Source organism: Chelativorans sp., from assembly GCF_031180965.1.
GTDB lineage: Bacteria > Pseudomonadota > Alphaproteobacteria > Rhizobiales > Rhizobiaceae > Chelativorans.
The window spans coordinates 13,220-39,900 of sequence record NZ_JAPSLH010000016.1; the positions used below are offsets into that span (position 1 = coordinate 13,220).

Annotated in this window: 25 protein-coding genes and 1 riboswitch; of the genes, 13 read left to right on the forward strand and 12 right to left on the reverse strand. The window is 66.3% G+C overall.

The genetic code is table 11. The features are described 5' to 3' along the window. Window positions 1-7: 7 nt before the first annotated feature. Entirely contained in the window at window positions 8-652 is a 645-nt protein-coding gene (locus tag RIN79_RS13245; RefSeq protein WP_309085139.1) for a 2-dehydro-3-deoxy-phosphogluconate aldolase, read from the reverse strand. Between the two features lie 161 nt (window positions 653-813). On the opposite strand from RIN79_RS13245, the gene RIN79_RS13250 reads away from it, so the two are divergent. Then, the gene (locus RIN79_RS13250; RefSeq protein ID WP_309085140.1) at window positions 814-1,704 is read left to right on the forward strand and encodes a DMT family transporter; all 891 of its coding nucleotides are present in this window, start codon (window positions 814-816) and stop codon (window positions 1,702-1,704) included. Window positions 1,705-1,710: 6 nt separating this feature from the next. On the opposite strand, the gene RIN79_RS13255 is transcribed toward RIN79_RS13250, so the two are convergent. After that, the gene (locus tag RIN79_RS13255) at window positions 1,711-2,601 is read right to left on the reverse strand and encodes an N-acetylmuramidase domain-containing protein (protein ID WP_309085141.1); all 891 of its coding nucleotides are present in this window, start codon (window positions 2,599-2,601) and stop codon (window positions 1,711-1,713) included. 256 nt (window positions 2,602-2,857) lie between these two features. Here RIN79_RS13255 and RIN79_RS13260 point away from each other — a divergent pair, with 256 nt between their 5' ends. The 4 genes from RIN79_RS13260 to modC all read left to right on the forward strand — a co-directional run bounded on the left by RIN79_RS13260 (window position 2,858) and on the right by modC (window position 6,387). After that, window positions 2,858-3,556: a tellurite resistance TerB family protein gene (locus RIN79_RS13260; RefSeq protein WP_309085142.1), complete on the forward strand. Its 699-nt coding sequence runs from the start codon at window positions 2,858-2,860 to the stop codon at window positions 3,554-3,556. Window positions 3,557-3,746: 190 nt separating this feature from the next. Next, a complete protein-coding gene (gene modA, locus RIN79_RS13265) occupies window positions 3,747-4,484 on the forward strand; it encodes a molybdate ABC transporter substrate-binding protein (protein WP_309085143.1) in 738 nt (245 codons plus the stop codon). Window positions 4,485-4,616: 132 nt separating this feature from the next. After that, a complete protein-coding gene (gene modB, locus RIN79_RS13270) occupies window positions 4,617-5,309 on the forward strand; it encodes a molybdate ABC transporter permease subunit (RefSeq protein ID WP_309085144.1) in 693 nt (230 codons plus the stop codon). Continuing rightward, window positions 5,296-6,387, forward strand: a complete 1,092-nt coding sequence (gene modC / locus RIN79_RS13275; protein WP_309085145.1) for a molybdenum ABC transporter ATP-binding protein — start codon at window positions 5,296-5,298, stop codon at window positions 6,385-6,387. The genes modB and modC overlap by 14 nt, the downstream gene beginning before the upstream one ends. A 181-nt stretch (window positions 6,388-6,568) precedes the next feature. On the opposite strand, the gene RIN79_RS13280 is transcribed toward modC, so the two are convergent. Then, on the reverse strand, window positions 6,569-7,747 hold the full coding sequence (locus tag RIN79_RS13280) for a pyridoxal phosphate-dependent aminotransferase (RefSeq protein WP_309085146.1): 1,179 nt from the start codon (window positions 7,745-7,747) through the stop codon (window positions 6,569-6,571). A gap of 79 nt (window positions 7,748-7,826) precedes the next feature. Between RIN79_RS13280 and RIN79_RS13285 the strand changes: the two genes are divergently transcribed. Further along, the gene (locus RIN79_RS13285; RefSeq protein ID WP_309085147.1) at window positions 7,827-8,519 is read left to right on the forward strand and encodes a GNAT family protein; all 693 of its coding nucleotides are present in this window, start codon (window positions 7,827-7,829) and stop codon (window positions 8,517-8,519) included. Between the two features lie 57 nt (window positions 8,520-8,576). Then, window positions 8,577-8,780, forward strand: a complete 204-nt coding sequence (locus RIN79_RS13290) for a hypothetical protein (RefSeq protein WP_309085148.1) — start codon at window positions 8,577-8,579, stop codon at window positions 8,778-8,780. A 1-nt stretch (window position 8,781) separates the two neighbouring features. Here RIN79_RS13290 and RIN79_RS13295 read toward each other — a convergent pair whose 3' ends face one another. Together RIN79_RS13295 and RIN79_RS13300 are read right to left on the reverse strand one after the other, a co-directional pair. Then, window positions 8,782-9,363, reverse strand: a complete 582-nt coding sequence (locus tag RIN79_RS13295) for an N-acetyltransferase (RefSeq protein WP_309085149.1) — start codon at window positions 9,361-9,363, stop codon at window positions 8,782-8,784. 91 nt (window positions 9,364-9,454) lie between these two features. Beyond that, entirely contained in the window at window positions 9,455-10,588 is a 1,134-nt protein-coding gene (locus tag RIN79_RS13300; protein WP_309085150.1) for a type III PLP-dependent enzyme, read from the reverse strand. 539 nt (window positions 10,589-11,127) lie between these two features. On the opposite strand from RIN79_RS13300, the gene RIN79_RS13305 reads away from it, so the two are divergent. The 4 genes from RIN79_RS13305 (at window position 11,128) to RIN79_RS13320 (ending at window position 15,226) form a co-directional block, all read left to right on the forward strand. Further along, window positions 11,128-12,315, forward strand: coding sequence for an amidase (locus tag RIN79_RS13305; RefSeq protein WP_309085151.1), 1,188 nt, complete (start codon window positions 11,128-11,130; stop codon window positions 12,313-12,315). 6 nt (window positions 12,316-12,321) lie between these two features. After that, window positions 12,322-13,236 carry a LysR family transcriptional regulator gene (locus RIN79_RS13310; RefSeq protein ID WP_309085152.1) on the forward strand — a complete coding sequence of 305 codons (915 nt, stop codon included), beginning with the start codon at window positions 12,322-12,324 and terminating at the stop codon, window positions 13,234-13,236. A 167-nt stretch (window positions 13,237-13,403) separates the two neighbouring features. After that, window positions 13,404-14,069, forward strand: coding sequence for a DUF1007 family protein (locus tag RIN79_RS13315; RefSeq protein ID WP_309085153.1), 666 nt, complete (start codon window positions 13,404-13,406; stop codon window positions 14,067-14,069). 17 nt (window positions 14,070-14,086) lie between these two features. Next, on the forward strand, window positions 14,087-15,226 hold the full coding sequence (locus RIN79_RS13320) for a nickel/cobalt transporter (protein ID WP_309085154.1): 1,140 nt from the start codon (window positions 14,087-14,089) through the stop codon (window positions 15,224-15,226). Window positions 15,227-15,244: 18 nt separating this feature from the next. On the opposite strand, the gene RIN79_RS13325 is transcribed toward RIN79_RS13320, so the two are convergent. The 6 genes from RIN79_RS13325 to RIN79_RS13350 all read right to left on the reverse strand — a co-directional run bounded on the left by RIN79_RS13325 (window position 15,245) and on the right by RIN79_RS13350 (window position 20,854). After that, entirely contained in the window at window positions 15,245-15,526 is a 282-nt protein-coding gene (locus tag RIN79_RS13325) for an SCP2 sterol-binding domain-containing protein (RefSeq protein WP_309085155.1), read from the reverse strand. A gap of 166 nt (window positions 15,527-15,692) precedes the next feature. Then, entirely contained in the window at window positions 15,693-16,694 is a 1,002-nt protein-coding gene (locus RIN79_RS13330) for an ABC transporter ATP-binding protein (RefSeq protein WP_309085156.1), read from the reverse strand. 7 nt (window positions 16,695-16,701) lie between these two features. Then, window positions 16,702-17,760 carry a Gfo/Idh/MocA family oxidoreductase gene (locus RIN79_RS13335; protein WP_309085157.1) on the reverse strand — a complete coding sequence of 353 codons (1,059 nt, stop codon included), beginning with the start codon at window positions 17,758-17,760 and terminating at the stop codon, window positions 16,702-16,704. Beyond that, complete coding sequence (locus RIN79_RS13340; protein ID WP_309085158.1) at window positions 17,757-18,596, reverse strand: carbohydrate ABC transporter permease; 840 nt, start codon at window positions 18,594-18,596, stop codon at window positions 17,757-17,759. The genes RIN79_RS13335 and RIN79_RS13340 overlap by 4 nt, the downstream gene beginning before the upstream one ends. A 7-nt stretch (window positions 18,597-18,603) precedes the next feature. Next, a complete protein-coding gene (locus tag RIN79_RS13345) occupies window positions 18,604-19,524 on the reverse strand; it encodes a sugar ABC transporter permease (RefSeq protein ID WP_309085159.1) in 921 nt (306 codons plus the stop codon). Window positions 19,525-19,585: 61 nt separating this feature from the next. Beyond that, the gene (locus tag RIN79_RS13350; protein WP_309085160.1) at window positions 19,586-20,854 is read right to left on the reverse strand and encodes an ABC transporter substrate-binding protein; all 1,269 of its coding nucleotides are present in this window, start codon (window positions 20,852-20,854) and stop codon (window positions 19,586-19,588) included. Between the two features lie 261 nt (window positions 20,855-21,115). Between RIN79_RS13350 and RIN79_RS13355 the strand changes: the two genes are divergently transcribed. After that, the gene (locus RIN79_RS13355; protein ID WP_375165932.1) at window positions 21,116-21,973 is read left to right on the forward strand and encodes a BadF/BadG/BcrA/BcrD ATPase family protein; all 858 of its coding nucleotides are present in this window, start codon (window positions 21,116-21,118) and stop codon (window positions 21,971-21,973) included. Here RIN79_RS13355 and RIN79_RS13360 read toward each other — a convergent pair. Beyond that, complete coding sequence (locus RIN79_RS13360; protein ID WP_309085161.1) at window positions 21,970-23,253, reverse strand: FAD-binding oxidoreductase; 1,284 nt, start codon at window positions 23,251-23,253, stop codon at window positions 21,970-21,972. The genes RIN79_RS13355 and RIN79_RS13360 overlap by 4 nt on opposite strands. Before the next feature lie 152 nt (window positions 23,254-23,405). Next, window positions 23,406-23,607, forward strand: a riboswitch (cobalamin riboswitch). Window positions 23,608-23,709: 102 nt separating this feature from the next. On the opposite strand from RIN79_RS13360, the gene RIN79_RS13365 reads away from it, so the two are divergent. After that, complete coding sequence (locus tag RIN79_RS13365) at window positions 23,710-26,571, forward strand: ribonucleoside-diphosphate reductase subunit alpha (RefSeq protein ID WP_309085162.1); 2,862 nt, start codon at window positions 23,710-23,712, stop codon at window positions 26,569-26,571. Window positions 26,572-26,681 lie beyond the last annotated feature (110 nt).

Consider the following 26,681-nt stretch of genomic DNA (forward strand, 5'->3'; position numbering starts at 1 on the left):
GAGAGGCTCAGGCGCCGCGGCCGAGCGCCGCGGCCTTGCGGGCCAGATTCTCGACGGCTTCCCAGTTCCCGGCCTTCAATTCCGCCTCCGGCGCGACCCAGGAGCCGCCGACGCAGACCACATTGGGCAGCGACAGGTAATCGGTGGCGTTCTTGCTGGAGATGCCGCCGGTCGGGCAGAAGCGCATATCGGCCAAGGGCGCAGCCAGGGATTTCAGGAAGGCGGCGCCGCCCGCCTGCTCCGCAGGAAAGAATTTCAGCACCCGGTAGCCGGCTTCCCGCAGCGCCATGACCTCACTGGGCGTCACCGCGCCGGGCAGGAAGGGCACGCGGGCATCCTCCGCCTTCTCCAGGAGGTCCGCGGTCGCGCCGGGCGAAACGATGAACCGGGCGCCGGCGTCCTCTGCCCTTGAAAAATCCTTGGCCGAAAGGATCGTGCCGGCGCCGACGATCGCTTCGGGCACCTCCTCCGCCACCTGGCGGATCGCCTCCAGGGCGTCCGGCGTGCGCAAGGTGATCTCGATCGCCGGCAGGCCGCCCTTGGCCAGGGCCCTCGCGAGCGGAACGGCGTCGGCGAGCCGGTCGATCCTCAGCACCGGGATCACCGGCTGGGCGGTGAGCACTTCCAAGAGCTTTTCGGTCTTCTTCTTCACGGGCGGCTCCGTCTTGCAGTCGGTTGGACCATTTGGTCGGGGCGTGGGCACAGCTTTGTCGCAAGGACAAGGCGCTCTTCCCACTGGCCGTAGCGGAAAGAATATGCAAGTTCCAGCCCTGTCCTTCGGCGCCCACTTCCGCGCCCATCACGGGAAGGCCAATGAAACGACTGTGGCACTCGCCCCTCGCGCTCCTGCTCGTCAATGGCGCGCTGCTCGGCCTCACTCCGCCGCTCGGCAAGGTGGCAGGTGAAAACGGCATTCCGCCGGCGGTGTGGTCCTTTGTCATCTCCTTCGGCGCGGGCGCGGTGCTCCTCTGCGCGCTCGCCGCGCGCGGCGGCGGGGTGCAGCTCGATGCCCACCGCCTGCGCTATTTCCTGGTCGTCGCGGCAGTGTCCTTTGCCGGCCCGAACATGCTGATGTTCCTGGCGGTTCCTCATCTGGGGGCGGGTTTCACGGGCATCATGTTCACGCTGACGCCGGTGAACACGCTGATCCTCTCGCTGCTGCTCGGCGTGCGCCGGCCGAATCTCTTGGGCGCGGCCGGCATCGTCATCGGCTTCATGGGTGCGGTGATCGTCGCGACGACGCGCGGCGAGGTCGGCCGCCCGGCAGAGATGTTCTGGATCGGCGTCGGCCTCCTCACCCCGCTCTGCCTTGCCGCCGGAAACATCTACCGCACCATGGACTGGCCGGGAGACACCGGCCCGATAGAGCTTGCCGTGGGCAGCCATCTTGCCGCTGCGGGCATGCTGCTGATCGGCACCTTTCTGACCGGAGAGATCGGCGCCTTCGAGCGGCTGGCCGACTTCCCCTTTCTTGTCATCGGCCAGGTGGTGGCGGCGGCGACGATGTATGCGTTCTTCTTCCGCCTGCAGGCGGTCGGCGGCCCGGTCTATCTCAGCCAGATCGGCTATATCGGCGCCGCCGTCGGCCTGCTTTCGGGAATCCTGTTCCTCGGCGAGCGCTATGCAGCGCTCACCTGGATCGGTGCGGCAGTCCTGGCTGTAGGCGTGCTGGTCACGACCAAGGCGCAGAACCAGGCGGGCTGAGCGCGCCTATTTCGGCTCCGTCACAAGCATCCGCAGGACGTGCCGCAACCGCTCCGCCAATACGCGCCAGAACTCCGCCGCGCCGCCGAGAGGCTGCGTTTCCAGCGCGTTCCTGGTGCGCGGGCCGACGATGCCGTCGGCCACAAGGCGGTGTTCCCGCTGAAAGGCGAGCACCGCCTCGCGCGTCCTTCGGCCGAAGATCCCGTCCGCTGCCACCGGATAACCGGCGGCCGAAAGCAGCGCCTGCAGGCGGCGGACGCTCTCGCCCCGGCTCCCCGGGCGCAGGATCTCGCTCTCGGGCGCGCCGGAGGGGCGGTGAGAATGCCGGCGATAGGCGAGCGCCAGGCGCAGGTGATAGCTCTTGCGCCGATAGCCCGGACCGTTATAGCCGCGCGCGAAGGCGGCCCAGTCATGGCGACGCAGAGGCTGTGCCAGGCCGGATTTCAGGATGTAGCGCAGCATGAGGCCGAGCTGGCCTTGAAGCCCGCTGCGCGCCTCGTCCACCAGCGCATCGACACTCGCATAGCCGAGCCATGCCCAATGGGCGCCCATCACCTGGCCGACGCCCCAGGAGGTGGATTCGTAGGCGGCGGGGCGGTCGATCTCGGCCGCCCGTGCCAGCATGCGCCAGCGCGCTGCCTGGGAGGGCGGATTCTTGACGGCGCCGGCCGAGGGTGAGGCAAGCCCCTCCCGGCGCGCGATCTCGCGGTCGGGCGGCGACAGCCTGCGATCGAAGTAGTGGCCTTCGAAGCGGATGAGCGGCTCCATCCGACCCTCGACGAGCGCATGCGTGCGGCCGCCCGCCTCTACGTCGACGAGGGCCAGCAGCACGGCGGGTTCGAGATCGGCGCCTTCGGCGGCTTGGGTGATGAGGCGGGTGGTTTCGGGAGAGAACATGGATCGGGCTCCTTTTTTCCCGGCCATTCTCACTGGTGCGCGGAGGACGGGGATCGATTTTGCCGCAATTATTTTCGCTTTGTGCCGGCAGGCAGGCGAAGCATTTGAAAATTTTGCGCAATCTCCTCCGCCACATATGCTCTCCCCTTGCTGCTTGTGCGATCCTATCCCCGCCGCTGGTGGAGAGCCGGCGAATCTCATTTGCATTGGGCGCCCGGCTGCCTACCTCTTGAGTGATTGTTGCAGGAGACCCTCCATGATCGATCCGAAGAAGCTGCTCGACCAATTCCTGGGCTCCGGGGCGCCCGGCACCCAATCGGGGATGGGCGGCCACGCCGAGCGCCTGACGCAATTCGCCAAGAACAATCCGCTTGCCACCGGCGCGATCGCGGCGGTGCTTCTGGGCTCCGGCCGCGGGCGCGGGCTCGCGAGGAATGCCCTGAAGCTGGGCGGAATGGCGGCGATCGCCGGCCTCGCCTACAAGGCCTATCAGGACTACCAGGCCGGCAAGACGCCGGGCCAGGGCGCGAAGGAGGGAAACCTCCTGCCGCCGCCGGAGAATACCGGCTTCCATCCCGCTCAGGCGCCGCAGGGCGAGGATGAGTTCGCGCTCACCCTGGTGCGCGCCATGATCGCGGCCGCCCGCGCGGACGGCCATATCGACGAGGCGGAGCGCCGGAAGATCGCCGGCCGGCTGCGGGAGAGCGGGATCGGGGAGGAGGTGGAGAGCTTCCTCGTCGAGGAACTGGAGCGCCCGGTCGATCTTGACGCGCTGATCGCCGCCGCCAGGACCGAGGAGCAGAAGGTGGAGCTCTATACGGCATCGCGGCTGGCGATCGAGCCGGACGGGCGCGCCGAGCGGGGCTATCTCGACCTGCTCGCCGGACGCCTCAAGCTGCCGGATGCGCTGGTTGATCACATCGAGGCCACGGTGGCCGAGACCATCGTCCCCTGACCTTCTTGCCAACAGCGGCGCGCCGGGCATAAGGTATCGGAGCGCCGCCTTCATGGCCGGTGCGGGCGGCAGTGATTGGCCGCCTCTGCGTCAAGGTCATGGCGGCATCCGGGGCGCGGATGCCGCGCCTGCCCACCATCACGTCCTGTTGCTGCAACCGGCGCTTGGCGTCGCCTGCCATGGAGGATGTGTGCCCAGGATTCTCTTCGCGCTGTTCCTTGCGCTCGCCGCCAGTTTTCCGGGAGCGCTTCGCGCGCAGGAACGCGTCACCGTCTTCGCCGCCGCCAGCCTGAAGGAGGCGATGGACCGCGCAGGCGCCGCCTTCCGCAAAAGAACGGACATAGCAGTTGTCGTCTCGCTGGCGGCAAGCTCCGCGCTCGCGCGCCAGATCGAGGCCGGCGCGCCCGCCGACCTCTTTATCTCCGCGGACCAGGAATGGCTGGATTGGCTCGCCGAGCGCGACCTCACCCGCAAGGAGAGCCGCCGGCTCGTCGCGGCCAATGACTTGGTCATCGCCGCCAGGACGTCCGAGGCCGCCGAGCCGGGAGCCATCCTCGGCCAGGGCCGGTTCGCGATGGGCGATCCCACGCATGTGCCCGCCGGCCGCTACGCACAGGCGGCGCTGACCACGCTCGGCCTATGGGAGGCGGTGAAGGACCGCGCCGTCTTCGGCGAAAATGTGCGCGTGGCCCTGGAACTGGCCGAGCGGGGAGAGGTGGCCGCCGCGATCGTCTACGGCACAGACCAGCGCGCCGCCGGGCTTTTCCGCGTCTATACCTTTGCAGCGGAGAGCCACCCGCCGATCGTGTATCCTGCGGCCCTCACCGCGAAGGCCGGTCCGGCGGCGGAGGCGTTCCTCGACTTCCTCTTGGGCGAAGCAGGGCAGAAGATATTCCGCGAACTCGGCTTTGCCCCGCCGCCGCTTTGACATGCCGAGCTCCGTCGCGCCCCTCTCCGACGTGGCTCGCGCCCACCCTCCTCACACGAGGGACGGTGGGGCGCCGGCCGCATGGTTTCACTCGCGCGCTGATGCGCCTGCTGCCATAGTGGAAACGGCCGCATGAGCGAAGCCGAGCTCGGCATTCTCCTGCTTTCGGCAAGGGTGGCGCTCGCCGCCATGGCCGTCTCGCTCGTGCCGGCATTTGCGATCGCGTGGCTGCTCGCGCGCGGCCGCTTTCCCGGCAAGGCGGCGCTGCAGGCGCTGGTCACCCTGCCGCTCGTGCTGCCGCCGGTGGTGACCGGCTATGGGCTGCTCGTGCTCTTCGGTACGCAGGGCCCGCTCGGGCGCTTCTTCGAAAGCGTGTTCGGCCTGAGCTTCGCCTTCCGCTGGACGGGGGCGGCGCTTGCGGCCGGAGTCATGGCCTTTCCGCTCCTCGTCCGTCCCATCCGCCTCTCGCTGGAAGCGGTCGACCGCGGGCTGGAGGAGGCCGCCGCCACGCTCGGCGCCCGTCGCCCCGTCGTCTTCCTCACCGTCACCCTGCCGCTCGCCCTGCCGGGGCTGCTCGCGGGCACGGTGCTGGGCTTTGCCAAGGCGCTGGGCGAGTTCGGCGCCACCATCACCTTCGTCTCCAACATTCCCGGGGAGACGCAGACGCTTTCGCTCGCCATCTATGCGCTGATGCAGAGCCCGGCCGGCGACGCGGCGGCGCTGCGCCTGATCGTCATCTCGATCGTGCTTGCCCTCGCCGCCGTGATCCTCTCCGAATGGGTTGCGCGGCGCCTGCAAAGGAGGGGCGGCAATGGCGGCGCTTGAGGTGGACATTTCCGGGCGGGCCGGCAGTTTCGCCGTCGCCGCCGCCTTCCGCGCGGAGCCCGGCGTGACCGCGCTGTTCGGCCGGTCCGGCGCGGGCAAGAGCACGATCCTGAAGATGATCGCCGGCACGGTGCGGCCGGAACGGGGCCGAATCGCCGCCGGGGGACGCGTGCTCTTCGACAGCGAGACGGGAAGCAACCTGCCGCCGAGGGCGCGCGGCATCGGCTTCGTGTTCCAGGAGGACCGGCTGTTCCCGCATCTTTCCGTGCGCAGGAATCTCACCTATGCCCGCTGGGCCGGACGGCGCACGGGCATGCGGGCTGTGGAGGAGGTGGTGGCGCTGCTCGGCCTAAAAACCTATCTCGACCGCTATCCCGAAACGCTCTCGGGCGGCGAGCGCCAGCGCGTCGCTATCGGCCGGGCGCTCCTCGCCGAGCCGCAAATCCTGCTGATGGACGAGCCGCTCTCCTCGCTCGATCGGGAAAGGCGGGCGGAAATCCTTCCCTATCTCGAAGCAGTAGCCGACGAGGCGCGCATTCCGATCCTCTATGTCAGCCACGATACGGACGAGGTGGCACGGCTCGCCGACCGCGTGGTGGCGATCGAGGCGGGGAGGGTAGTTGCGGCCGGCACGCCTGCCGAAATCCTCGGCCATGCGGGCGGGGAGGAAGACGGCCCCATCTCATTTCTCGACGGGGAGGTCGTGGCCTTCGATGCGGCCTATGGGACCGTCCTGGTCGAGACCGCCGGCGGACCGGTCGAGCTCTCCGCAAACGAGCTGCCGGCGGGAAGCCGGATAAGGCTGCGCATCGGCGCGGGCGACATCGCCATAGCCACAGCGGCGCATGAAGGGCTCTCGATCCGCAATCAGCTCCGGTGCGAGGTGGAGAAGGTGGAGCGGCGCGGCAATTCCGCGGAAGTCCTTCTCGGCTTTGGCCAGGAGAGGCTCACGGCGCGGATCACCGCGAAATCCGCGGACGCGCTGTCGCTTCGGCCGGGGCTGCGCGTGGTGGCGCTCATCAAGGCGATCTCCATCGAGCGCACCCGCCTGCTGCCCACGAGGTACCGCGGCGGCTGAAGCCTTCCCGAAGAACCTGTGGAAGAATCTCCGAATTCGCGCGATGGTTGCGTTGTTAACTTCTTCTTAGGAGAAGACACAGTATAAATAGGCATGTCGAATCCGCTTTCCTCCTCCCAAGCAGATTCGCATCGGGGCGGCCCAAGTGCCGCCCCAACTTTTCCGGACCAGTTCTTAGCTTCTACTTTCTCCCGCCGGCCAGGAACTCGCCCATCCTGTCGATGGCACGCAGGATGTTCTCCTCGGAATTGGCGTAGGAGAGGCGGATATAGCCCTCGCCGAGAATGCCGAAATCCGGCCCGCCGATGAGCGCCACGCCGGCCTCCTCCAGAAGCGCGGAAGCCAGTTCCTTGGCTTTCCAGCCGGTGCCCCGCATGTTCGGGAAGGCGTAGAAGGCGCCCTTGGGCGTGAGGCAGGAGAAGCCGGGCAGGCCGTTCAGCCCCTCGACCACCACTTTGCGGCGCGATTCGAAGGCGCGCATCATCTGCTCCACATCGTCCTGCGGACCGTCTATCGCCGCGATGCCGGCATATTGCGCGGGCGCGTTGACGCAGGACCAGCAATTGACGGCCAGCTTCCGCACGAGGCCGTAGAGCCGGTCCGGCCAGATCGACCAGCCGAGCCGCCATCCGGTCATCGCCCAGGTCTTCGACCAGCCGTTCAGCACGATCAACCGGTCGCGGATTTCCGGGAAGGTCAGAAGCGACGTCGCCTTCTCGCCGTCATAGGTCATGACGTCGTAGATCTCGTCGGAGAGGATGGCGACCTGGGGGTACCCCTCCAGCCCCTTGACCAGCTTTGCAATCTCCTCGCGCGGGGTAACGCCGCCCGTCGGATTGGCGGGCGAGTTGAGGATCAGAAGCCGCGTCTTCGGCGTGATCAGGGAGAGCGTCTCCCCGGCCGAGAAGGCAAAGCCGTTCTCCTCGCGGATCGGCACCGGCACGGGCTTTGCCCCCGTGAACTCGATCATGGACCGGTAAATGGGGAAGCCCGGATCCGGGTAGAGGATCTCCGTGCCCGGCTCGCCGAACATGACGATGGCCGCATACATGGTCGGCTTGCCGCCCGGCAGGATCATGATGTTGTCCGGCGAGACCTCCACGCCGGTGGTGGCCAGCGTCCGCCTCGCCACGGCCTCGCGCGCAGGCAGGATGCCGGTCGCCGGCGTATAGCCGTGATGGCCGTCGCGCAGCGCCTTCACGGCGGCCTCGACGATGTGCTCGGGCGTGCGGAAATCCGGCTGGCCGATGCCGAGATTGATGATGTCGCGCCCCTGATGGGCAAGTTCCGTCGCCCGTGCCAGGACGGCAAAGGCGTTCTCCTCGCCGATACGGTCGAAAGCGGCTACGGTCTGGAGCATCGGGCGTTTCCATCTGGTGCTGTTGCGGTGCGGGCGCTTTTGTGACGCTTGGCAGGAAAAACGTCAACGAGGAAGCGCCGTGACCGACCTGAAGCACTGGACCGCCAGGCCCGAGCCCGCCCGCGCGCCGCTAGAGGGCCGCTATGTGCGGCTGGAGCCGCTCGACCCTAAGCGCCACGGCGATGGGCTCTTTGCCGCCTCGAGCGTGCCGGATGCCGGCCAGCGCTTCCGCTTCCTCAGCGACTATCCGCCGGAGACCCGCGAGGCCTTCCAGCCCTGGGTCGAAAAGGCGGCTGCCAGCCCCGACCCGCTCTTCTTCGCCGTCATCGACGCCGCCAGCGGCGAAATTGGCGGGCGGCAGGCCCTCCTGCGCATCGACGCGGCCAATGGCGTCGCCGAAATAGGCCACATCTATTGGGGGCCGGGCATTGCCCGCACCCCGCTCGCCACTGAAGCCCTGTTCCTGTTCGCCAGGCATGTCTTCGACGATCTCGGCTATCGCCGCTTCGAATGGAAGTGCAACGACCGCAACGAGCCCTCCAAGCGCTCTGCGCTCCGCTTCGGCTTCCGCTTCGAGGGGATTTTCCGCCAGCACATGGTGGTGAAAGGCGAAAACCGCGACACGGCGTGGTATGCCATGCTCGATCACGAGTGGCCGGCGATCCGCAGGGCCATGGAACTCTGGCTTGCGCCGGAAAACTTCGATAGCAACGGGCGGCAGTTGCAAAGACTCGAGACCTTCAGGGAAAGAGCGCGTGGCGACCAGGGTTAGCTTCACGAGTGCGGATGGGGGGTGCGAAGGAGCGCCTGGCCGTCCAGACGGGTGCAGATGAAGGAGAACCGCGGAGCCATCATCGCCGCCGCCCTCATCCTGCTCGGCTTCGGCATCGTGGGTTATTTCATGCCGCGGCTGATGCTGTGGGTAGGCAATTTCTCCACCGCCGCGGCAGGCCTGCTCGCGGCGGCTTTCGTGGCGGCGTTCTTCCTCGTCTTCTGGTTCAGGACGCGCAGCCAGAAGCGGAAGGAAAAGTAGCTCAGGCCGCGGAAGACACCCGCCGCCCGGCCGCCTGCAAGACGCCCTCTGCGCCGTCAAGTGCGCCGGCGGACAGCTCCAGCGCCAGAAAGCGCTCCTTCTCGTAAGGGCCGGGCATGGCGAGGCGGTCCGTCCTTTCCGCCGAGAAGCCGAAGCGCGTATAATAGGGCGCATCGCCCACGAGCAGGATCGCGGTGTGGCCGAGGCGCGCAGCCTCGGCGATGGCGTGCCGCATCAGGGCTGCGCCGATACCCGCGCCCTTCAGCGCCGGCTCGACCGCGAGCGGTCCGAGGAGCAGGGCAGGCGCGCCGCTATTGCCGAGCCTGACATCCCACAGGCGTACAGTACCGACCAGTACGCTTTTCTCGTTGCGGGCGACAAAGGCCAGGCCCTCGGCGGGCAGGCGGCCGCGGCGCAGCTTTTCGGAGGACTTGCGCCGGCGCTTTGTGCCCATCGCGCGGTCGAGCAGCGCCTCGCGCGCCGGTATGTCGCCGGGCGCCTCGTGGGCGATGGAGAAAGCCGGCGCCTTTCCCGTTGCCGGGAGGCGGTCGGTGCGAAAGGTTTCGACGGCGTGCTGGGACATTCTTCCCGATCCTTCACAAGCGGTGGTTCCACAAGCGAACCCGGGCGGGCGAGACGCCCGCACCGGCCGTGACCCGAGAGGCTTCCGCCTCTCAGATCACGTAGGATCGGAGCGGCTCGAAGCCGTTGAAGGCGACCGAGGCGTAAGTCGTGGTATAGGCGCCCGTGCCCTCGATCAGCACCTCGTCGCCGATGGTCAGCGAGACCGGCAGCGGATAAGGCGTCTTCTCGTAGAGCACGTCGGCCGAGTCGCAGGTCGGGCCGGCAAGCACGCACGGAGCCGTCTCGTCGCCGTCGCGCGGGGTGACGAGCGGGTAGCGGATCGCCTCGTCCATGGTCTCCGCCAGGCCGCCGAACTTGCCGATGTCGAGATAGACCCAGCGCACATCGTCGCTGTCGGCCTTCCTGGAGATCAGCACGACTTCCGACTTGATGACGCCGGCATTGCCCACCATGCCGCGGCCGGGCTCGATGATCGTCTCGGGGATGCGGTTGCCGAAATGCTTCCGCAGCGAGGAGAAGATCGCCTGGCCATAGGCCTGCGCCTGCGGCACGTCACGCAGATAGCGCGTCGGGAAGCCGCCGCCCATATTGACCATCTTGAGGACGATGCCCTCCTCGGCCAGCGCCTCGAACACCGTGCGGGCGTCGTTCAGCGCGCGGTCCCAGGCGGAAAGGTCCGTCTGCTGCGAGCCGACATGGAAGGAGACGCCGTGTGGGTCAAGGCCAAGCGCCTTCGCCCGGCGCAGGACATCGACGGCCATGGCCGGCACGCAGCCGAATTTGCGCGACAGCGGCCATTCGGCGCCCGCCCCGTCGGTGAGCACACGGCAGAACACGCGGGAGCCGGGGGCAGCGCGCGCGATCTTCTCCACCTCTTCCACGCAATCCACGGCGTAGAGGCGGATGCCCAGCTCGTAGGCGCGCGCTATGTCGCGCTCCTTCTTTATCGTGTTGCCGAAGGAGATGCGGTCGGGCGTCGCCCCCGCGTCGAGCGCCATCTCGATCTCGGTCACGGAAGCCGTGTCGAAGGACGAGCCGAGCGCCGTCAAAAGGCGCAGGATTTCCGGCGCGGGATTGGCCTTCACCGCGTAGAAGATCTTCGAATCGGGCAGCGCCCGCTCGAAAGCAACATAGTTCTCGCGCACGACGTCGAGATCGACGACGAGGCAGGGGCCCTCGGGACGTCGGGTGGCGAGAAAGTCGAGGATGCGCTGAGTCGCCATCGGTTTCTCCATCGCTGCGGCCCTCAAGCCGCAAAAGAAGCTCAAGCTCTACGAGCGGCAAGCCGCCCGCGGTGGACAAAGGATGCGCCTTGGCGTTCCGACGGCCGGAGGGTGGAAATCACCGGAACCGTTGACGCGCCTTGCGCATAGCGATGAGCTCCCGCCTCGCGGCGAATGCTCGCTTTGTCTGCCTCAGCTTTGGATGGGAAACCCCTCCGCACTGCCGGCAATGAAGGTGTGCCTCTTCAGTAACCCCGGTCTTTGGACAACCGGCAGACACCAGAAAGGCCCGCACCGTCGTTGCTTCAAGATGTCCTCGATCTCTCGGTTGGCCGTTAGATCGACTGGAGCGGTTAGGTCCAGGTACCGTACCGGTTTCCTCGCCATTTCGAGGCCCGGCGGACACCCACAGGCACGTGCGACTTTGGGCAGTCGCGATATAGGATCGTTCGCTGTCACAATCAACGCAAAATTCGCGCCGGCTTGAAAAATCCACCGCAAGCGCCGATTGTCCCGCCGAAGCTGCGGAAGAGGTTTCCATGACCGGCACACGCGACCCGCTCAACGCATTCGTCGACTATCCCGACAAGCCGGTGCGTTCCGCAGAAACGGGGCCGCTCAGGGGCCTCTCCTTCGGCCTGAAGGACATCTATGACGTCGCCGGCTATCCGACCGGCTGCGGCAATCCGCAGAAGGAGGCGGAAGCCGGGCCCGCGGCGAGCACCGCGCCGGCGATCCAGGCCCTGCTCGACGCTGGCGCCGCCTTTGCGGGGAAGACCCAGACGGACGAGCTCGCCTTTTCCATGATGGGCCTCAACGCCCATTTCCCGCCGCCGGTGAATGCTCGGGCGCGCGAGCGTGTGACCGGCGGCTCATCTTCGGGGTCGGCCGCCGCCGTCGCAGGCGGGCTGGCCGATTTCGCCATCGGGTCCGATACGAACGGCTCCGTGCGCATCCCGGCATCCTTCTGCGGGCTCCTCGGCCTGCGCACCACCCATGGCCGAATCACGATGGAAGGCGCCATGCCGCTCGCGCCGTCGTTCGACACGCTTGGCTGGTTCACCCGCGATGCGGCGACATACGAAGCCGTCGCCAACGTGCTTTTCGGCGAAGATTCCCATGGCGAAGAGCTTCGCACGCCGGTGCGGATCGCCGAACTGGAGGCACGGTTCTTCGGCGAGGCGGAGCAAAAGGCCTATCGGGCAATGCTGGCCCGCGTGCTCGAGCGGTTCGAGAAGCCGGCAACCTTCCTCGCCCTGCCAGGAGAGCTGGAGGATCTCTACGAGAAGTTCAGGCAGATCCAGGCCTATGAGGCCTGGGCCTCACAGGCATCGTTCCTGTCCCAGAAGGATCGGGGTCTCGGTCCCGGCGTCAAGGAGCGGTTTGCCTTCGGCAGGTCGATCACGGGCGCAATGGTGGAGGAAGCGCGGCAAAGGCGGCGCGATTTCCAGGGCGATTTTTCCGCGCTGATGCGGCCGGACATGGTGGTCGTCATGCCGACGCAGCCATCGGCTGCGCCGCTCAAGATCGCGACGCTGGAGGAGCAGGAGAGCTACCGCCATCGCGGCCTGGCGCTCACCTGCCTTGCCGGCCTGCTCGGCTGGCCGCAAATCTCCATTCCGCTCGGGGAGGTGCATGGCGCGCCTTTCGGCATCTCCCTGCTCGGGCCCGCAGGCAGCGACCGGCAGCTCATCCGCATCGCGGCGAAAATCCTCTCCGGGTCCTGACACCCCATGGACACGCTCACCCGCATGCGCGCCTTCATCCAGGTCGTGGAGGCGGAAGGTTTTTCCGCCGCCGCCCGCAAGGCCGGGCGATCGAAGGCGTTGCTGTCGAAATATGTGCGCGAGCTGGAGGACGAGCTCGGCGCCCTGCTTCTCAACCGCACGACCCGCAAATTCTCGCTCACCGAAACCGGCCAGACCTACTACCAGAGGGCGACGGAGCTTGTGCGTGAGATCGACGCGCTCTCGGAAACCGTGCGCGAATCTTCGAGCGATATCCGCGGGCGCATAAAACTGTCCGCTCCGCGCACCTTTGCGGACGCGCCGATCGGTCAGTCGCTGATCGACTTCGCCGCGGCACATCCCGATATCGTGCTGGACATCCAGCTCGACGACCGCTTCGTCGATCTGGTCGAGGAAGGCTTCGATCTTGCGATCCGCATCACCAGGCTCGACGACTCTTCGCTGATTGCCCGGCGCCTCGCACCCTTCCGCGTGCCGCTCTGCGCTTCGCCCGCCCTCATCGACAAGCATGGGCGGCCAAGGCATCCGCGCGAGCTGCAGAACCTGCCCTGCATTGTCGATACCAATAGCCGGTTTCGCCAGAACTGGCCCTTTCAGGAGCGGGGCTTGCCGATTACCGTTCCGGTCAATGGGCGCCTCGAGGCCAACAGCCCGCTCGCCGTGCGGGCTGCCGCGGTCGCCGGACTGGGCTTCGCCTTCGTGCCGGACTTCATCGCCGCACCCGAGCTGAAGGCCGGGCGCCTCGTCACGGTCCTCGACGACTTCATCACAGACGGGGCGGGCATCTTCGCCGTCTATCCGCACCGGCGCTATCTGCCGGCCAAGGTGCGTGCGCTGGTCGATTTCCTCGCTCAATGGCTCAAGGAGAATTGTGCGGGGGAGTGGGGAAGAAGGGACTAGGGAAGTAGGGATTGAGAGCAATCCAGGTTGTCGCATTGTCTAGACAACTCGATCCCTCGCCCCGGGGGTTCTACTTCCCTATTGCCCTATTCCCCTGATCCCGTGTCCCATTTTTGCCGGGATCGTGATAGAGAAGGCCGCTTCACGGGAATCGATGGGGCTTTCGCATGCCTTGCGGGACGGGACGAAAAAGGCTGGCCGGCGCGGCGGCCGCGCTCGCCGCGATGGCTGGGCCGGCGCTGGCGCATCCTCATGTCTTTGCCGAAGCGCGCCTTGACGTGGCCGTCGGGCAGAACCGGCAGGTGCAGGCACTGCGCCATGTCTGGCGCTTCGACGATCTCTTCTCAAGCACGGTGCTGGTGGAATTCGACGGAAATCAGGACCTGAAGCTCGACGATGCGGAGCTGAAGGAAGTGGCCGGCGTGGTCCACGAATCGCTGGCCGAGTTCAACTATTTCCAGATCGTCACCGCCAATGGGCGCGAGGTGGCCATGCAACCGCCGGCCGAGCTCAGGGCCGATTTCACGGACAACCAGCTCATCATCCTCTTCGAAACGCGCCCGAAGGACGCGCTGGAGCTGCAGGGCAAGGTGGATTTCGGCGTCTATGACCCGACCTTCTACACGGCGATCGATTTCACCGAGGACGAGTATCTGGCGGTGGAGAACATGCCGCAGGGCTGCTCGCGCGCCGTCATCCGGCCCGATCCGGACGAGGCGATCGCGCAGAACCAGGACACGCTGACGGAGGCTTTCTTCAGCGATCCGGGCGGCAACGATCTCAGCAGGATCTTTGCCACCAAGCTTGAGATTACGTGCAACGGCAACGGTTAAGCAGCGGGGGCTGAGCTATGAGCGGGAATGACGGCGTTCTGTTATACCGTGCCAAGACGCCGATCGGCCAATTGACGGAGGTCGTTGCCCTTGCCGCGTTGACGACAATCATTCTCCTACCCGCCGCGCACGCGCAAAGCTCGCTCGGCATCGGCACGGCCGAGCCTTCCATCGCCCCGGGCGGGCCGTTCGCGGGACTGATGCAATGGGTGAACGCGCACCAGCAGAGCTTTTATCGCGCGCTCACGGGCGCGCTTAAGGGGATGCGTGAGGACGGCTCGCAGCTGTGGCTGCTCGTCGGCCTCTCCTTCGCCTATGGCGTGTTCCATGCGGCGGGGCCGGGCCACGGGAAGGCGGTGATTTCCTCCTATATGCTCGCCAATGAAGTGGCGCTGAGGCGCGGCATCGTCCTTTCCTTCGCCTCCGCGGCCCTGCAGGCGATCACTGCGATCGCCGTCATGGGGGCGGTGTTTCTGCTCCTGCGCGGCACGACCGTGTCCATGACGGACGCCACGCGTGTGCTGGAATTGCTGAGCTACGTGCTGATTGCCGCCTTCGGCGCCTGGCTCCTGTGGCGCAAGCTCGCCCCCGTCCTTCGCGGGCAGGGGCAGCCCGCGCGCAGCCTTTCGGCCGCTGCCCCGGCGCTGGAACATGCCCACGACCACCACCATCACCACCACGATGAGCATGGGCATCATCATCTTGGCGGGGGTGAGCACCACCATCACCATGGTCACGGGCATGCGCATCACGACCACCACGATTTGACGGCGGGCGAAGTGTGTCCGTCCTGCGGGCACTCGCACGCGCCGGATCCGGCTCACCTCGGCCAGGATCGGCTCGGCTGGCGCGGCGCCTGGTCGGCGGTGGCGGCGGTCGGCATGCGCCCCTGTTCGGGCGCGCTGATCGTGCTGACCTTCTCGTTCCTCAACGCGCTCTGGCTCGGCGGCATCGTATCGGTCTTCGCGATGGCGCTCGGAACCGCTATCACCGTCTCGGTCCTGGCGATCCTCGCGGTCACGGCGAAGAACTGGGCGGTGGCGCTTTCCGGCGGCGGCGCCTGGAGCGCGCGCATCCATTCCGGCATCGAGATCGCCGGCGCGGCCCTCATCCTGCTGATGGGGCTGATCATGCTGGCGGCGAGCCTCGCCGCCTGACCTGCCGCGAGCCCCGGCTCAGATCACCTGGCTGAGCTGCATGGCGACCGACATGTCGCCCTCCACCTTGAGCTTGCCCTGCATGAATGCGGCAGTCGGATCGAGCTCGCCGGCGACCATCGCGGCCAGGTCGTCCTTGTCCAGCGCAATGACGCAATCGGCCGGGCCGTCACTGGTCGAGACGGTGCCGCCATCGATCAGGATCACGCCCTCCGCGCCGCAATCGAACTTCACGGACCGGTCGAAGCCGGAGCCGGCAACCCGGTCGCGCATCCTTGCGGCGATATCATCCATGCTCATCTGGCTGCTCCTAGGGTGAAAGGGTGAGGGCCTGCGGCGCGTCCTCTGCGCGCAGGCGAGAGAGCCAGGAATTAGGATCGAATGACGTTTACGTCAAGGTAATCTGGCGGAATCCCGCAGGCGCGGCTCCCTCCCGAATGAGCGCTGGGGAAGCGGCTGGGGCCCGTCAGCCCATCACTCTGCCGTCCGCATCGAAGCGGTAGATGCGCTGCGGCTGAGGCGTGACGAAAAGGATATCGTCCGGCGCGAAGCGGTGCTCGCCGAAGAGCCGGACCGTGACCAGTCCCGCCTGTTCCGTGTCGAGATAGAGGATCGTGTCGGCGCCGAGGTGTTCCACATGGATCACGCTGCCCTTCCAGTCGCCCGATTGCGGATCGACCGTGATGTGCTCGGGCCGCACGCCCAGGGTCTTGGCGCCATTCTGGCCGAGCCGCTCGGCTTCCACGAAATTCATCTTGGGCGAGCCGATGAAGCCGGCGACGAAGAGGTTCGCCGGCCGGTTGTAGAGCTCCATGGGCGTGCCGACCTGCTCGATGCGCCCGGCATTGAGGATGACGATGCGGTCGCCCAGCGTCATCGCCTCCACCTGGTCATGCGTCACATAGATCATGGTTGCAGTGAGATCGCGGTGCAGCCTGGCGAGCTCCAGCCGGGTGTTCACGCGCAGCGCCGCATCGAGATTGGAGAGCGGCTCGTCGAACAGGAAAAGCTTCGGATTGCGCACGATGGCGCGCCCGATGGCGACGCGCTGGCGCTGGCCGCCGGAAAGCTCGGCCGGGCGACGCTCGAGATAGTCGTCCAGCCCGAGCATGTGGGAGGCGGCGGCCACGCGCTCACGGATCTCCTCCCGCGGCCGCCCGGCCTGCTTCAGGCCAAGGCCCATATTGTCGCGCACATTCAAGTGCGGATAGAGCGCGTAGCTCTGAAACACCATGGCGATGCCGCGCTTGGCGGGCGGCACATGGTCGACCGGCTGCCCCTCGATGAGAACATGGCCCGACGTGGCGTCCTCGAGGCCGGCGATGACGCGCAGTAGCGTCGATTTTCCGCAGCCCGAAGGCCCGACGAAGATCACGAACTCGCCGTCCTCGACGGAAAGATCGATGCCCTTCAGCACCTCGGTCGCGCCGAAGGATTTCCTGATATTCTGAAGAGTCAGCGAACCCAATTCTGCCTCACAATCTCACCGCACGCCCGGTGCGCACGCTTTCGTCCGCCGCCAGGCAAATCTTCAGGGACTGCACGGCATCCTCCATGTGGCGGGAGAGGTCGACGTCCTCGCGGATGGCCTTCAGCAGAAACGCCTGCTCGCGCTCGCAGAGCTCCTGGTGGCCGGGCTCGCCCTCCATGCGCAGGATCTCGTCCGGCGCGGCGAAACGGCCGTCGGCGCGGCGCTCGGCGCGGTGGATGCGGATGGTGGCCGTCTTGGTATGCGTGTCGATGTCGTCGGATTTTGCGCCCTCGTCCATGACGATGGAGACGCTACCCTTGGGCGACATGATGTCTTTCACGAAGAAAGCGGTTTCCGAAATCATCGGCCCCCACGCCGCCTCGTACCAGCCCACCGAGCCGTCCTCGAACAGCACCTGCAGATGCCCGTAATTGTACATGTCCGGCTTGATCTCGTCGGATAGCCGCACGCCCATGCCGCGCACCTCCAGGGGCCATGCGTCGGTGATCTGGCACATGACGTCTACATAATGCACGCCGCAATCGACGATGGGGGAGGTCGTTTCCATCAGCCGCCGGTGCGTCTCCCAGGTGGGGCCGCTCGACTGCTGGTTCAGGTTCATGCGGAAGACGTACGGCCCGCCCAGCGCGCGGGCCTCCGCGATCAGCCTTTGCCAGGAAGGATGGTGGCGCAGGATATAGCCGATGACCAGCTTGCGGCCATTCGCCCTGGCGGCGGCGACCACGCGCTCGGCGTCCTCCACCGTCGTCGCCAGAGGCTTTTCCACGAAGACATGGCAGCCGGCCTCCAGCGCCATGACGGCGTAGTCGGCGTGGCTGTCGGAATAGGTGTTGATGGAGGCGACGTCCGGCTTCTCGCGCCGCAGCGCCTCCTCGAAGGAGCGTTCGACCGTGTAACCGGCGAGCTCCTCCTCCAGGTCTACCGGAGAGCGGTTGACCAGGGCGGCGATCTCAAAACCGGGATTGCGGTGATAGGCCAGCGCATGGCTGCGGCCCATATTGCCAAGGCCGGCCACAAGGACGCTCAAGGGCTTCCCGCTCATTTGACGGCTCCTGCTGTGATCCCGCGGATGAGCTGACGGGAGAAGATGAGGTAGAGGATCAGGACGGGCAGGATCGCCAGCGACAGGGCCGCCAGCACCGCGTTCCAGTTGGTCACGAACTGCCCGATGAAGACTTGCGCGCCGAGGGTGATCGTCTTGGTCTCCTCGGCCGGCGCGAGGATCAGTGGGAACCAGAGGTCGTTCCAGATCGGGATCATGGTGAAGACGGCCACCGTCGCCATGGCGGGGCGCACCAGCGGCAGGACGAGGCGGAAGAAAATGCGGTATTCCGAGAGCCCGTCTATGCGGCCGGCATTCTTCAGGTCGTCGGAGACCTGGCGCATGAATTCGGAGAGGATGAAGACGGCAAGCGGCAGGCCCTGGGCCGTATAGACCAGGATCAGCGCCGTCAGCGTGTTGACCAGTCCGCTCGCCACCATCAACTGCAGAATAGCCACCGTGCCGAGCCGGATCGGGATCATGATGCCGAGCGCGAGGTAAAGCCCCATCAGCGAGTTGCCGCGGAAGCGGTATTCGGCAAGCGCAAAGGCCGCCATGGCGCCGAACAAGAGCACGCAGAACAGCGAGACAACCGTCACGATCATGCTGTTCTGGAAGTAGAGGAAGAAATCGCCCTGCGCCAGCACGGTCTCATAGCCGATCAGGCTGAAGGTCTCCGCGTTGGGCAGGGAAAGCGGCGAGCGGAAGATGCCTTGGCGGGTCTTGAAGGAATTGATGATGATGACGAGCACCGGGAACAGCGCGACGGCCGTATAGGCGATCAGCACCGCATGGGCCGCCGCGCTACGCCAGGGGGAGGTGCGGGCCTTGCTCATCCCGACCTCAGAACTGATACCGACGCAGACGCGTCTGGATGGCGAAGAGGTAGAGGCACACGCCGGCGAGGATGATGAAGAACATCATGGATGCGATCGTCGCGCCCATGTTGGAATCGCCGATCTGCAGCTGGAAGCCGAAAAAGGTGCGATAAAGGAACGTGCCGAGAATGTCGGTAGAGAAGTTGGGGCCGGCCATGGCGCCCTGGCTCGAATAGATCAGGTCGAACGCATTGAAATTGCCCACGAAGGTCAGCACCGAGATGATGCCGATCGAGGGCAGGATGAGCGGCAGCTTTATCTTCCAGAACTGGGCCATGCCGGTGATGCCATCGCATTCGGCCGCTTCCAGGATCTCGTCGGGAATGGCGAGAAGCGCGGCATAGATCAGCATCATCGGAATGCCCACGAACTGCCAGACGGAGATGAGGCCCAGCGTGGTCAGCGCATATTCCTCCTTGCCGAGCCAGGGCGCGAACAGCCCCTTGAGGCCGATCATCCCGAGCAGGTCGGGCGCCACGCCCCAGATCGGGCTCAGGATCAGCTTCCAGACGAAGCCGACGATGACGAAAGAGAGGATGGTGGGGATAAAGATCGCCGTGCGGTAGAAGCCGCGCAGGCGCAGCCGCGGATTGGAAAGCAGCGCGGCAAGAAGGATGCCGATCGGGTTCTGCACCAGCATGTGGATGATGAAGAACCAGACATTGTTCCAGAGTGCGTTCCAGAAGCTGGCGGACCAGCGCGGGTCGCCGAGCAGCGTGCGGAAATTGTCGAACCCGACGAAGACCTGGCCGTCGGGGGTTCCGCGGAACAGCGAAAGCTGCAGCGTGCCGAAGAGCGGCAGGATCATCACCACCGTGTAGACGAGCACCGCCGGCGCCAGAAACAAGACGATGTGCCAGCGGATCGGCTTGGTTGCGGCCGCCATACCCTACCTCAAAAAAGAGAGGCCGCCGGAGTGGCGGCCCCGAACGCGGCTGAATCTTCCGTCACTTCCCCTTCTGCGGCTCGTACCAGCTTGCAAGTCCCTCCTGCAGGCGCTGGGCGGCGGCTTCGGGCGTCTCCGTGCCGTTGATCACATTGGCGGAGGCGGTCCAGGTCTCGTTTTCCAGATTGGGCGTGCCGCGCGACAGGATCTGATAGGTGGAGCGGATGGTGGGCTCGCACTTCTCGCGCCAGGAGACGAATTCCTGCGCCAGCGGGTCCTGCATCTCGACAGGCTTGGACGAGAGGCTGAAGAAGCCCGGCAGCGCATTGGCATAGATCCTGGCGAACTCCTCCGACGCCACCCAGGACAGGAATTTCCTGCCGGCTTCCGCGTTCGGGCTCTTGGCATTGAGGCCGATGGCGATGTCCGTGTGGTCGGAGATGTAGCAGGTGTCGCCGGCGGCCTTCACGGGCGGCGGGAACGCGCCCATCTCGAAGTCGGCCTGGGTGTTGAATACCGAGATCTCCCACGAGCCGGCAGGATAGATCGCCGCGCGGCCCAACGTGAAGAGGTTCTGGCTATCAGGATAGGACTGCGCCTCGAAGCCGTCGCCGAAATAGTCCTTCCAGCGCGCCAATGTCTTGAACGGGTCCACCCATTGCGGATCGGTCAGCTTCTGCTCGCCCTTGATGAGCGCCTGGCGGCCTTCCTCACCCTTCCAGTAGTTCGGGCCGATATTCTGGTAGCCCATGGTGGCGGCTTCCCAGAGGTCCTTCGTGCCCATGGCCATGGGGATGTAGGTGCCGTCCTCCTTGATCTTGTCGAGCACGGCGAAGAACTCGTCCTCGGTCGTCGGCACCTCGAGCCCCAGTTCCTCGAAAGCATCCTTGTTGTAGATGAAGCCGTGGATCACCGAAGCCATGGGCACGCAGAAGGTGGCCGAGCCGTCGTCGGTCTGCCAGGCGGACTTCGCCACATCGGAGAAATTCTCCATGCCCGGAAGGTCGGAAAGATTCGCGAGCTGGCCCTTGTTGTAGAGCTCGAGAGAGGCGTCGAAGGGGCGGCAGGTGATGAGGTCGCCACCCGAGCCGGCATCGAGCTTGGCGTTGAGCGCCGCATTGTACTCGGTGGGCGCCGAGGGGGAGAAGACCACCTTGATGCCGGGATTGGCCGCCTCGAAGGCGGGAATGAGCTGTTCCTGCCAGATGGCGAGATCGTCGTTGCGCCAGCTTTCGATCGTCAGCGTCACATCCTGCGCCGTCGCCAGCCCGGCGCTGCCCGCAAGCATGCTGGTGGCGCTGAGGAATGCGAGTAGGCTTCTGCTTGTCATCTTTCTCTCCCTTCGGCTGACGCCGTGTTCCCTTGATTGATGGAGGTTTTAGAGGTGGGGCAGCCGGCTTCCGGTGCTCGGCCTGCGCATGTCAATGAACGCTGTGCTTGATCACCCCACGATCGTGCCCCCGCGGATGCGGCCATGTAAGAACATTCCGCGGCGCTTTTCCAGCAGGAAAATTAAACGGTTGAATCGTCAGCGCGGGCGGGCAACATGGCGCCTGCGGCGGGGAGTCGGCGAAGGGAAGGCGATCGGCTGATGAGGCTCGTGGCGGTCGACGGGGGCGGAACGGGATGCCGGGCGATTGTCGCCGATGCGGGAGGCCATATGCTCGGGCGCGCCGAGGGCGGGCCGGCCAATGTGATGACGGATCTCGAGGGCGCTCTCGTCAACATCATCGGGGCGGTGGAGCGCGCCGCCCAAGCAGCGGGGCTCGCTCCCGCGGCGCTGTCCGGCTGCAAGGCGGTGCTGGCGCTGGCGGGCGCCAATGTAGGCCGGTACGGGGAGGAGCTGCAGCGGCGGCTGCCCTTCGCCGACAGCATCGTCGAATCGGACGCCACGGCCGCCGTGCGCGGCGCGCTGGGCGGCCATGACGGGGCCGCCGGCATCATCGGCACCGGATCGGTCTTCGGCGCCCAGGTCGGCGGGGCCATCCGCATCATCGGCGGCTGGGGCTTTCTGCTAGGCGACCAGGCGAGCGGTGCAAGGCTCGGGCGCGCGCTGCTGGAAGAGGCGCTGCTCGCCTTCGACCACATCACTCCCGGCTCGGCTCTGACGGAGGCCGTGCTTGCCAGGTTCGGCAATGATCCGCGCGAGATCGTCGTCTTCGGACAGCGCTCCCGGCCGGCCGAGTTCGCCGCCTTCGCGCCGGAGATCTTCGACCATGCCGGGCGGGGCGACGCGGTGGGAAAAAAAATCATCGATGATGCGATCGGTTGGATCGAGGCCTCGCTTGATGCCGTGATGCCGCCGGGATGTGACCGCGTCTGCCTACTGGGTGGGCTCGGAGCCCCCTATACGCCTTATCTCGGCGAGCGTTTCCGGTCGCTCCTGCAGCCCGCTCGCGGCACCGCATTGGACGGCGCGCTGGCGCTCGCGGTGGAAAAATTCGGCTAGATGAAGATGCGCAGGAGGTGGACCGCCTGCGCGCCCCATTCGATGCCGGCCTGGCGCAGGCCGCGCAGGGCAACCGGCTTCGGCGGCGTCACCGGCAGGGGCAGGTCCTCCTCCGAGATTTCGCCGAGGACATGCTGCGCCAGCAGGCGGCCGAAGACCGTGCCGGGGGCAATGCCGCGGCCGTTATAGCCGCTGAAGCCGACGACATTTTCCGCCAGGCGGTGGAATTTCGGCAGGCTGTTGTCCGTCATGCCGATCATGCCGTACCAGGAATGCCGGAAGGCAACCTCGCCGAGCATGGGGAAAAGTTTTTTCACGGTGCGCCGCGCCCAGGCTTCGTGCACGGCGCGGCCCGTCCCGCGCAGCGCGCCGACGCTGCCGAAGATGAGGCGGCCCTGCCGATCCAGCCGGAAGGAGGTCAGCACTTTCTCCGTGTCCCAGGCGCCCTGCCGTTCGGGGAGGATCTTTTCGCGGGTGGCCTCGTCCAGCGGATCGGTGGCGAAGTTGAAATAGGGCAGGAGCACGAACTCGCTGCGGATCTCCGGCCAGAGATTGGCCGTGTAGGCGTTGGTGGCGGCGATCACCCAGTTGGCGATGACGGTTCCGGAGGGGGTGGCGATCCGCCAACGCGGCCCATCGCGCTCCAGGGACAGTGCCGGAGTGTGGGTGAAGATCTGTGCTCCGGCGGAGATCGCCGCCCCTGCCAGGCCGCGCGCATAGGCGAGCGGCTGGATCGTTCCAGCCCTGAGGTCGAGGAGGGCGCCCGTATAGGCGCTGGTGCCCGTCTTTCGCGTGGCCTCGTCGGCGGACAGCAGATGGACGGGCGCGCCTCTTTTCGCCCATTGCTCGGCGCGTATTTCCAGTTCCCTAAGCCCGGCCTTGCCGACGGCACAATGCAGTGTGCCGGCGCGCTCGGCCTCACAATCGATGCCATGCCGTTCGATCAGCTCGAAGACCGCGCGGGGCGCATCGCCCAGCAGCCGGAGGAGCCTTTCGCCATGGATTGCGCCCAGCGCGCGCGGCAGTTCGTCCGGCAGCACCCACATGCCGGCATTGACAAGCCCCACATTGCGGCCCGAACCGCCATGGCCGATCTCCGCGCCGTCCAGCACGACGGTCTCCACGCCCGCCTGCGCCAGGTGCAGGGCGGCCGAAAGGCCGGTGAAACCGCCGCCGACAACGGCCACGTCGACGGTCCTGAGGCCGGCGAGCCCGGCCGTCGAGGGCGCGGGCGACGCGGTTTCGGCCCAGAGACCTTGCCCGTCTGTGCTGTCTTGCATGGTTCGTAGGAGCCTGGTTCAGATTCGCCGCTGTTTGGCATGGCCGGGCGGAAATGCCAATGCCGGTCCCCGCCGGTGTTTTCCCGCGGCGCGGTGCCCGGACCTGCAAAAAAGTGATCTCCACCTATTGACAGGGGCGACAGCCCGGATACTAGATGTTGGGTATTCACGGTGCTGTCGAGTCGAGTTCGGGTCGAGAGCTAAGAGGGAAGCCGGTGCAAGGCCGGCGCTGCCCCCGCAACTGTAAGCAGCGAGTTGCTGTCGCGTAACGCCACTGGCGCAAGAGCGCTGGGAAGGTCAGACAGCGGCGATGACCTGCGAGCCAGGAGACCTGCCGTGATGCGCTTTTGAACGTCCACGGGCGGGGTGTCCCGGCGGTGCGCTTGGTTGCGGCGGTTCTCCGCCGCCGTCCGGCATGCATCCCGAATTCCCGTCGCTTCACACACGGGGTTTTCCATGTCGGCAACTGCTTCTCACTATCCGAACGGGACGGCCAGCGTCCCCATTCCCGCGCCAGAGCGGCGTGATCACGCGGCCGAGCCCGGCTGGCGCGTCATCCGCCGCAACGGCTCGGTCACGCCCTTCGATCCGGGCAAGATCGCCATCGCGCTCACCAAGGCATTTCTGGCGGTGGAAGGCTCGGTCGCTGCCGGCTCGCGCCGCGTGCACGAGGTGGTGGAAGAGCTGACCGGGCAGGTGGTCGCCGCCCTGACCCGCCGGGGAGAGGCGGGCCGCACCTTCCATATCGAGGAGATACAGGACCAGGTGGAACTCGCCTTGATGCGCGGCGGGCACCACAGGATAGCCCGAGCCTATGTGCTCTACCGCGAGGCGCGGGCGCGCGAGCGGCAGGCGGCGCGGCCCGTCGAGGCTGCGCAGCCGGCCCTGCAGGTGACGCTCGCGGATGGCAGCAAGGCGCCGCTGGACGAGGCACGGCTGGCTGCGATCGTCGCGGAAGCCTGCGACGGGCTGGAGGCGGTTTCGGCCGAGGCCGTTCTCACGGAGGCGCGGCGCAACCTCTATGACGGGATTTCGCTCGACGAGCTCTCGCTGGCGCCGATCCTGGCCGCGCGCACACTGGTGGAGACCGAGCCGAACTATTCCGAGGTCAGCGCGCGGCTGCTCCTCGACAGGCTGCGCCGCGAGGCGCTCACCTTCGTGGAGGGCAGGCCCGAACAGGCCACCCAGGCCGAGATGGCCGAGCGGTACCCCGTCTATTTCGAACGGTTCATCAAGGCGGGAATCAACGCCGAGATGATCGACCCCGAGCTTGCCCGCTTCGACCTGAAAAAGCTGGGCGCGGCGCTGAAAGCCGAGCGCGACCTCAAATTCCAGTATCTCGGCCTGCAGACGCTCTACGACCGCTATTTCCTGCACAAGGAGGAGGTGCGCTTCGAACTGCCGCAGGCCTTCTTCATGCGTGTGGCCATGGGGCTTGCGGTGCGCGAGATCGACCGTGAGACGCGCGCGATCGCGTTCTACGAACTCCTCTCCTCCTTCGATTTCATGTGCTCCACACCGACGCTGTTCAACGCCGGCACGCTGCGCCCGCAGCTTTCCTCCTGTTTTCTCACCACAGTCTCAGACGATCTCGACGGCATCTTCAAGGCCGTCCGGGACAATGCGCTTCTGGCGAAATATTCCGGCGGGCTCGGCAATGACTGGACGCCGGTGCGGGGGCTCGGCGCCCGCATCAAGGGCACCAATGGCAAGAGCCAGGGAATCGTGCCCTTCCTCAAGGTGGCCAACGACACGGCGATCGCCGTCAACCAGGGCGGCAAGCGCAAGGGCGCCGTATGCGCCTATCTCGAGACCTGGCACATCGATATCGAAGAGTTCCTTGATCTTCGGAAGAACACGGGTGACGACCGCCGCCGGACGCATGACATGAACACGGCCAACTGGGTGCCGGATCTCTTCATGGAGCGCGTGGAAACGGACGGGGAGTGGACGCTGTTCTCGCCCGACGAGGCGCCGGACCTGCACGACCTCTACGGCCCGGCCTTCAAGGCCGCTTATGAGGCCTATGAGGCGAAGGCGGCACGCGGGGAGATCCGCGTGATCAAGAAGCTGCGTGCGGTCGAGCTCTGGCGGCGCATGCTGACCATGCTGTTCGAGACCGGCCATCCCTGGATCACCTTCAAGGACCCCTGCAACCTGCGTTCGCCGCAGCGCCATGTCGGCGTGGTGCACTCCTCCAACCTCTGCACCGAGATCACGCTCAACACGTCCCGGGACGAGGTGGCCGTGTGCAATCTCGGCTCCATCAATCTTGCTGCCCATGTGAGCGAGAAGGGGCTCGACCTGGAGAAGCTCGCTCGCACTGTCTCGACCGCCATGCGCATGCTGGACAATGTCATCGACATCAATTTCTACACCATCCCCGAGGCGCGCCGGTCCAACCTCCGGCACCGGCCGGTCGGCCTCGGCATGATGGGCTTCCAGGATGCGCTGCAGACTCTGCGGCTGCCTTACGCCTCGGAAGGGGCGGTGGAATTTGCCGACCGCAGCATGGAGGCGATCGCCTATCACGCCATCGCCGCTTCCGCGGAGCTGGCCGAAGAGCGCGGCGCCTATGCGAGCTTTCCCGGCTCGCTCTGGTCGAAGGGCGTGCTGCCGATCGACTCTGTCGGCTATGTCGCCGAATCCCGCGGCTTTGAAAGCATGGATCGCAGCGCTACGCTCGATTGGGAGAGCCTGCGCAAGCGCGTGGTGGAGCACGGGATGCGCAACTCGAACTGCATGGCGATCGCGCCGACGGCGACGATCTCCAACATCTGCGGGGTATCCCAGTCGATCGAACCCAACTACCAGAACCTGTTCGTGAAATCGAACATGTCCGGCGACTTCACGGTGGTGAACGCGGCGCTGGTGCACGATTTGAAGGCGCGCGGGCTGTGGGACGAGGTGATGGTCTCCGACCTCAAATATTACGACGGCTCGCTGGGTGAGATCGACCGCGTGCCCGACGACCTCAAGGCGCTCTACGCGACCGCCTTCGAGATCGATCCGGCCTGGCTGATCGAGGCCGCCTCGCGCAGGCAGAAGTGGATTGATCAGGCACAGTCGCTCAACCTCTACATCGCCAATCCTTCGGGCAAGAAGCTCGACGAGCTCTACCGGCTCGCCTGGCGGAAGGGGCTGAAGACGACCTACTATCTGCGCTCGCGCTCGGCGACCCATGTGGAGAAGTCCACGCTCAAACGCTCGGACGGCAAGCTGAATGCTGTGGCCGTCACGCCGCAGCCGACCCCCTTCGAGCTGGAGGAGGCGAAAGCCTGCGCGATCGACGATCCCGATTGCGAGGCGTGCCAATAGTTCACGTGCCCTCACCAGGCGTGGGACCGCGAACAGTACCGTAACCCCCCTCCGGCTCGCTGCGCTCGCCACCTCCCCCACTCCGTGAGGGAGAGGAAAACCCCAGCCGC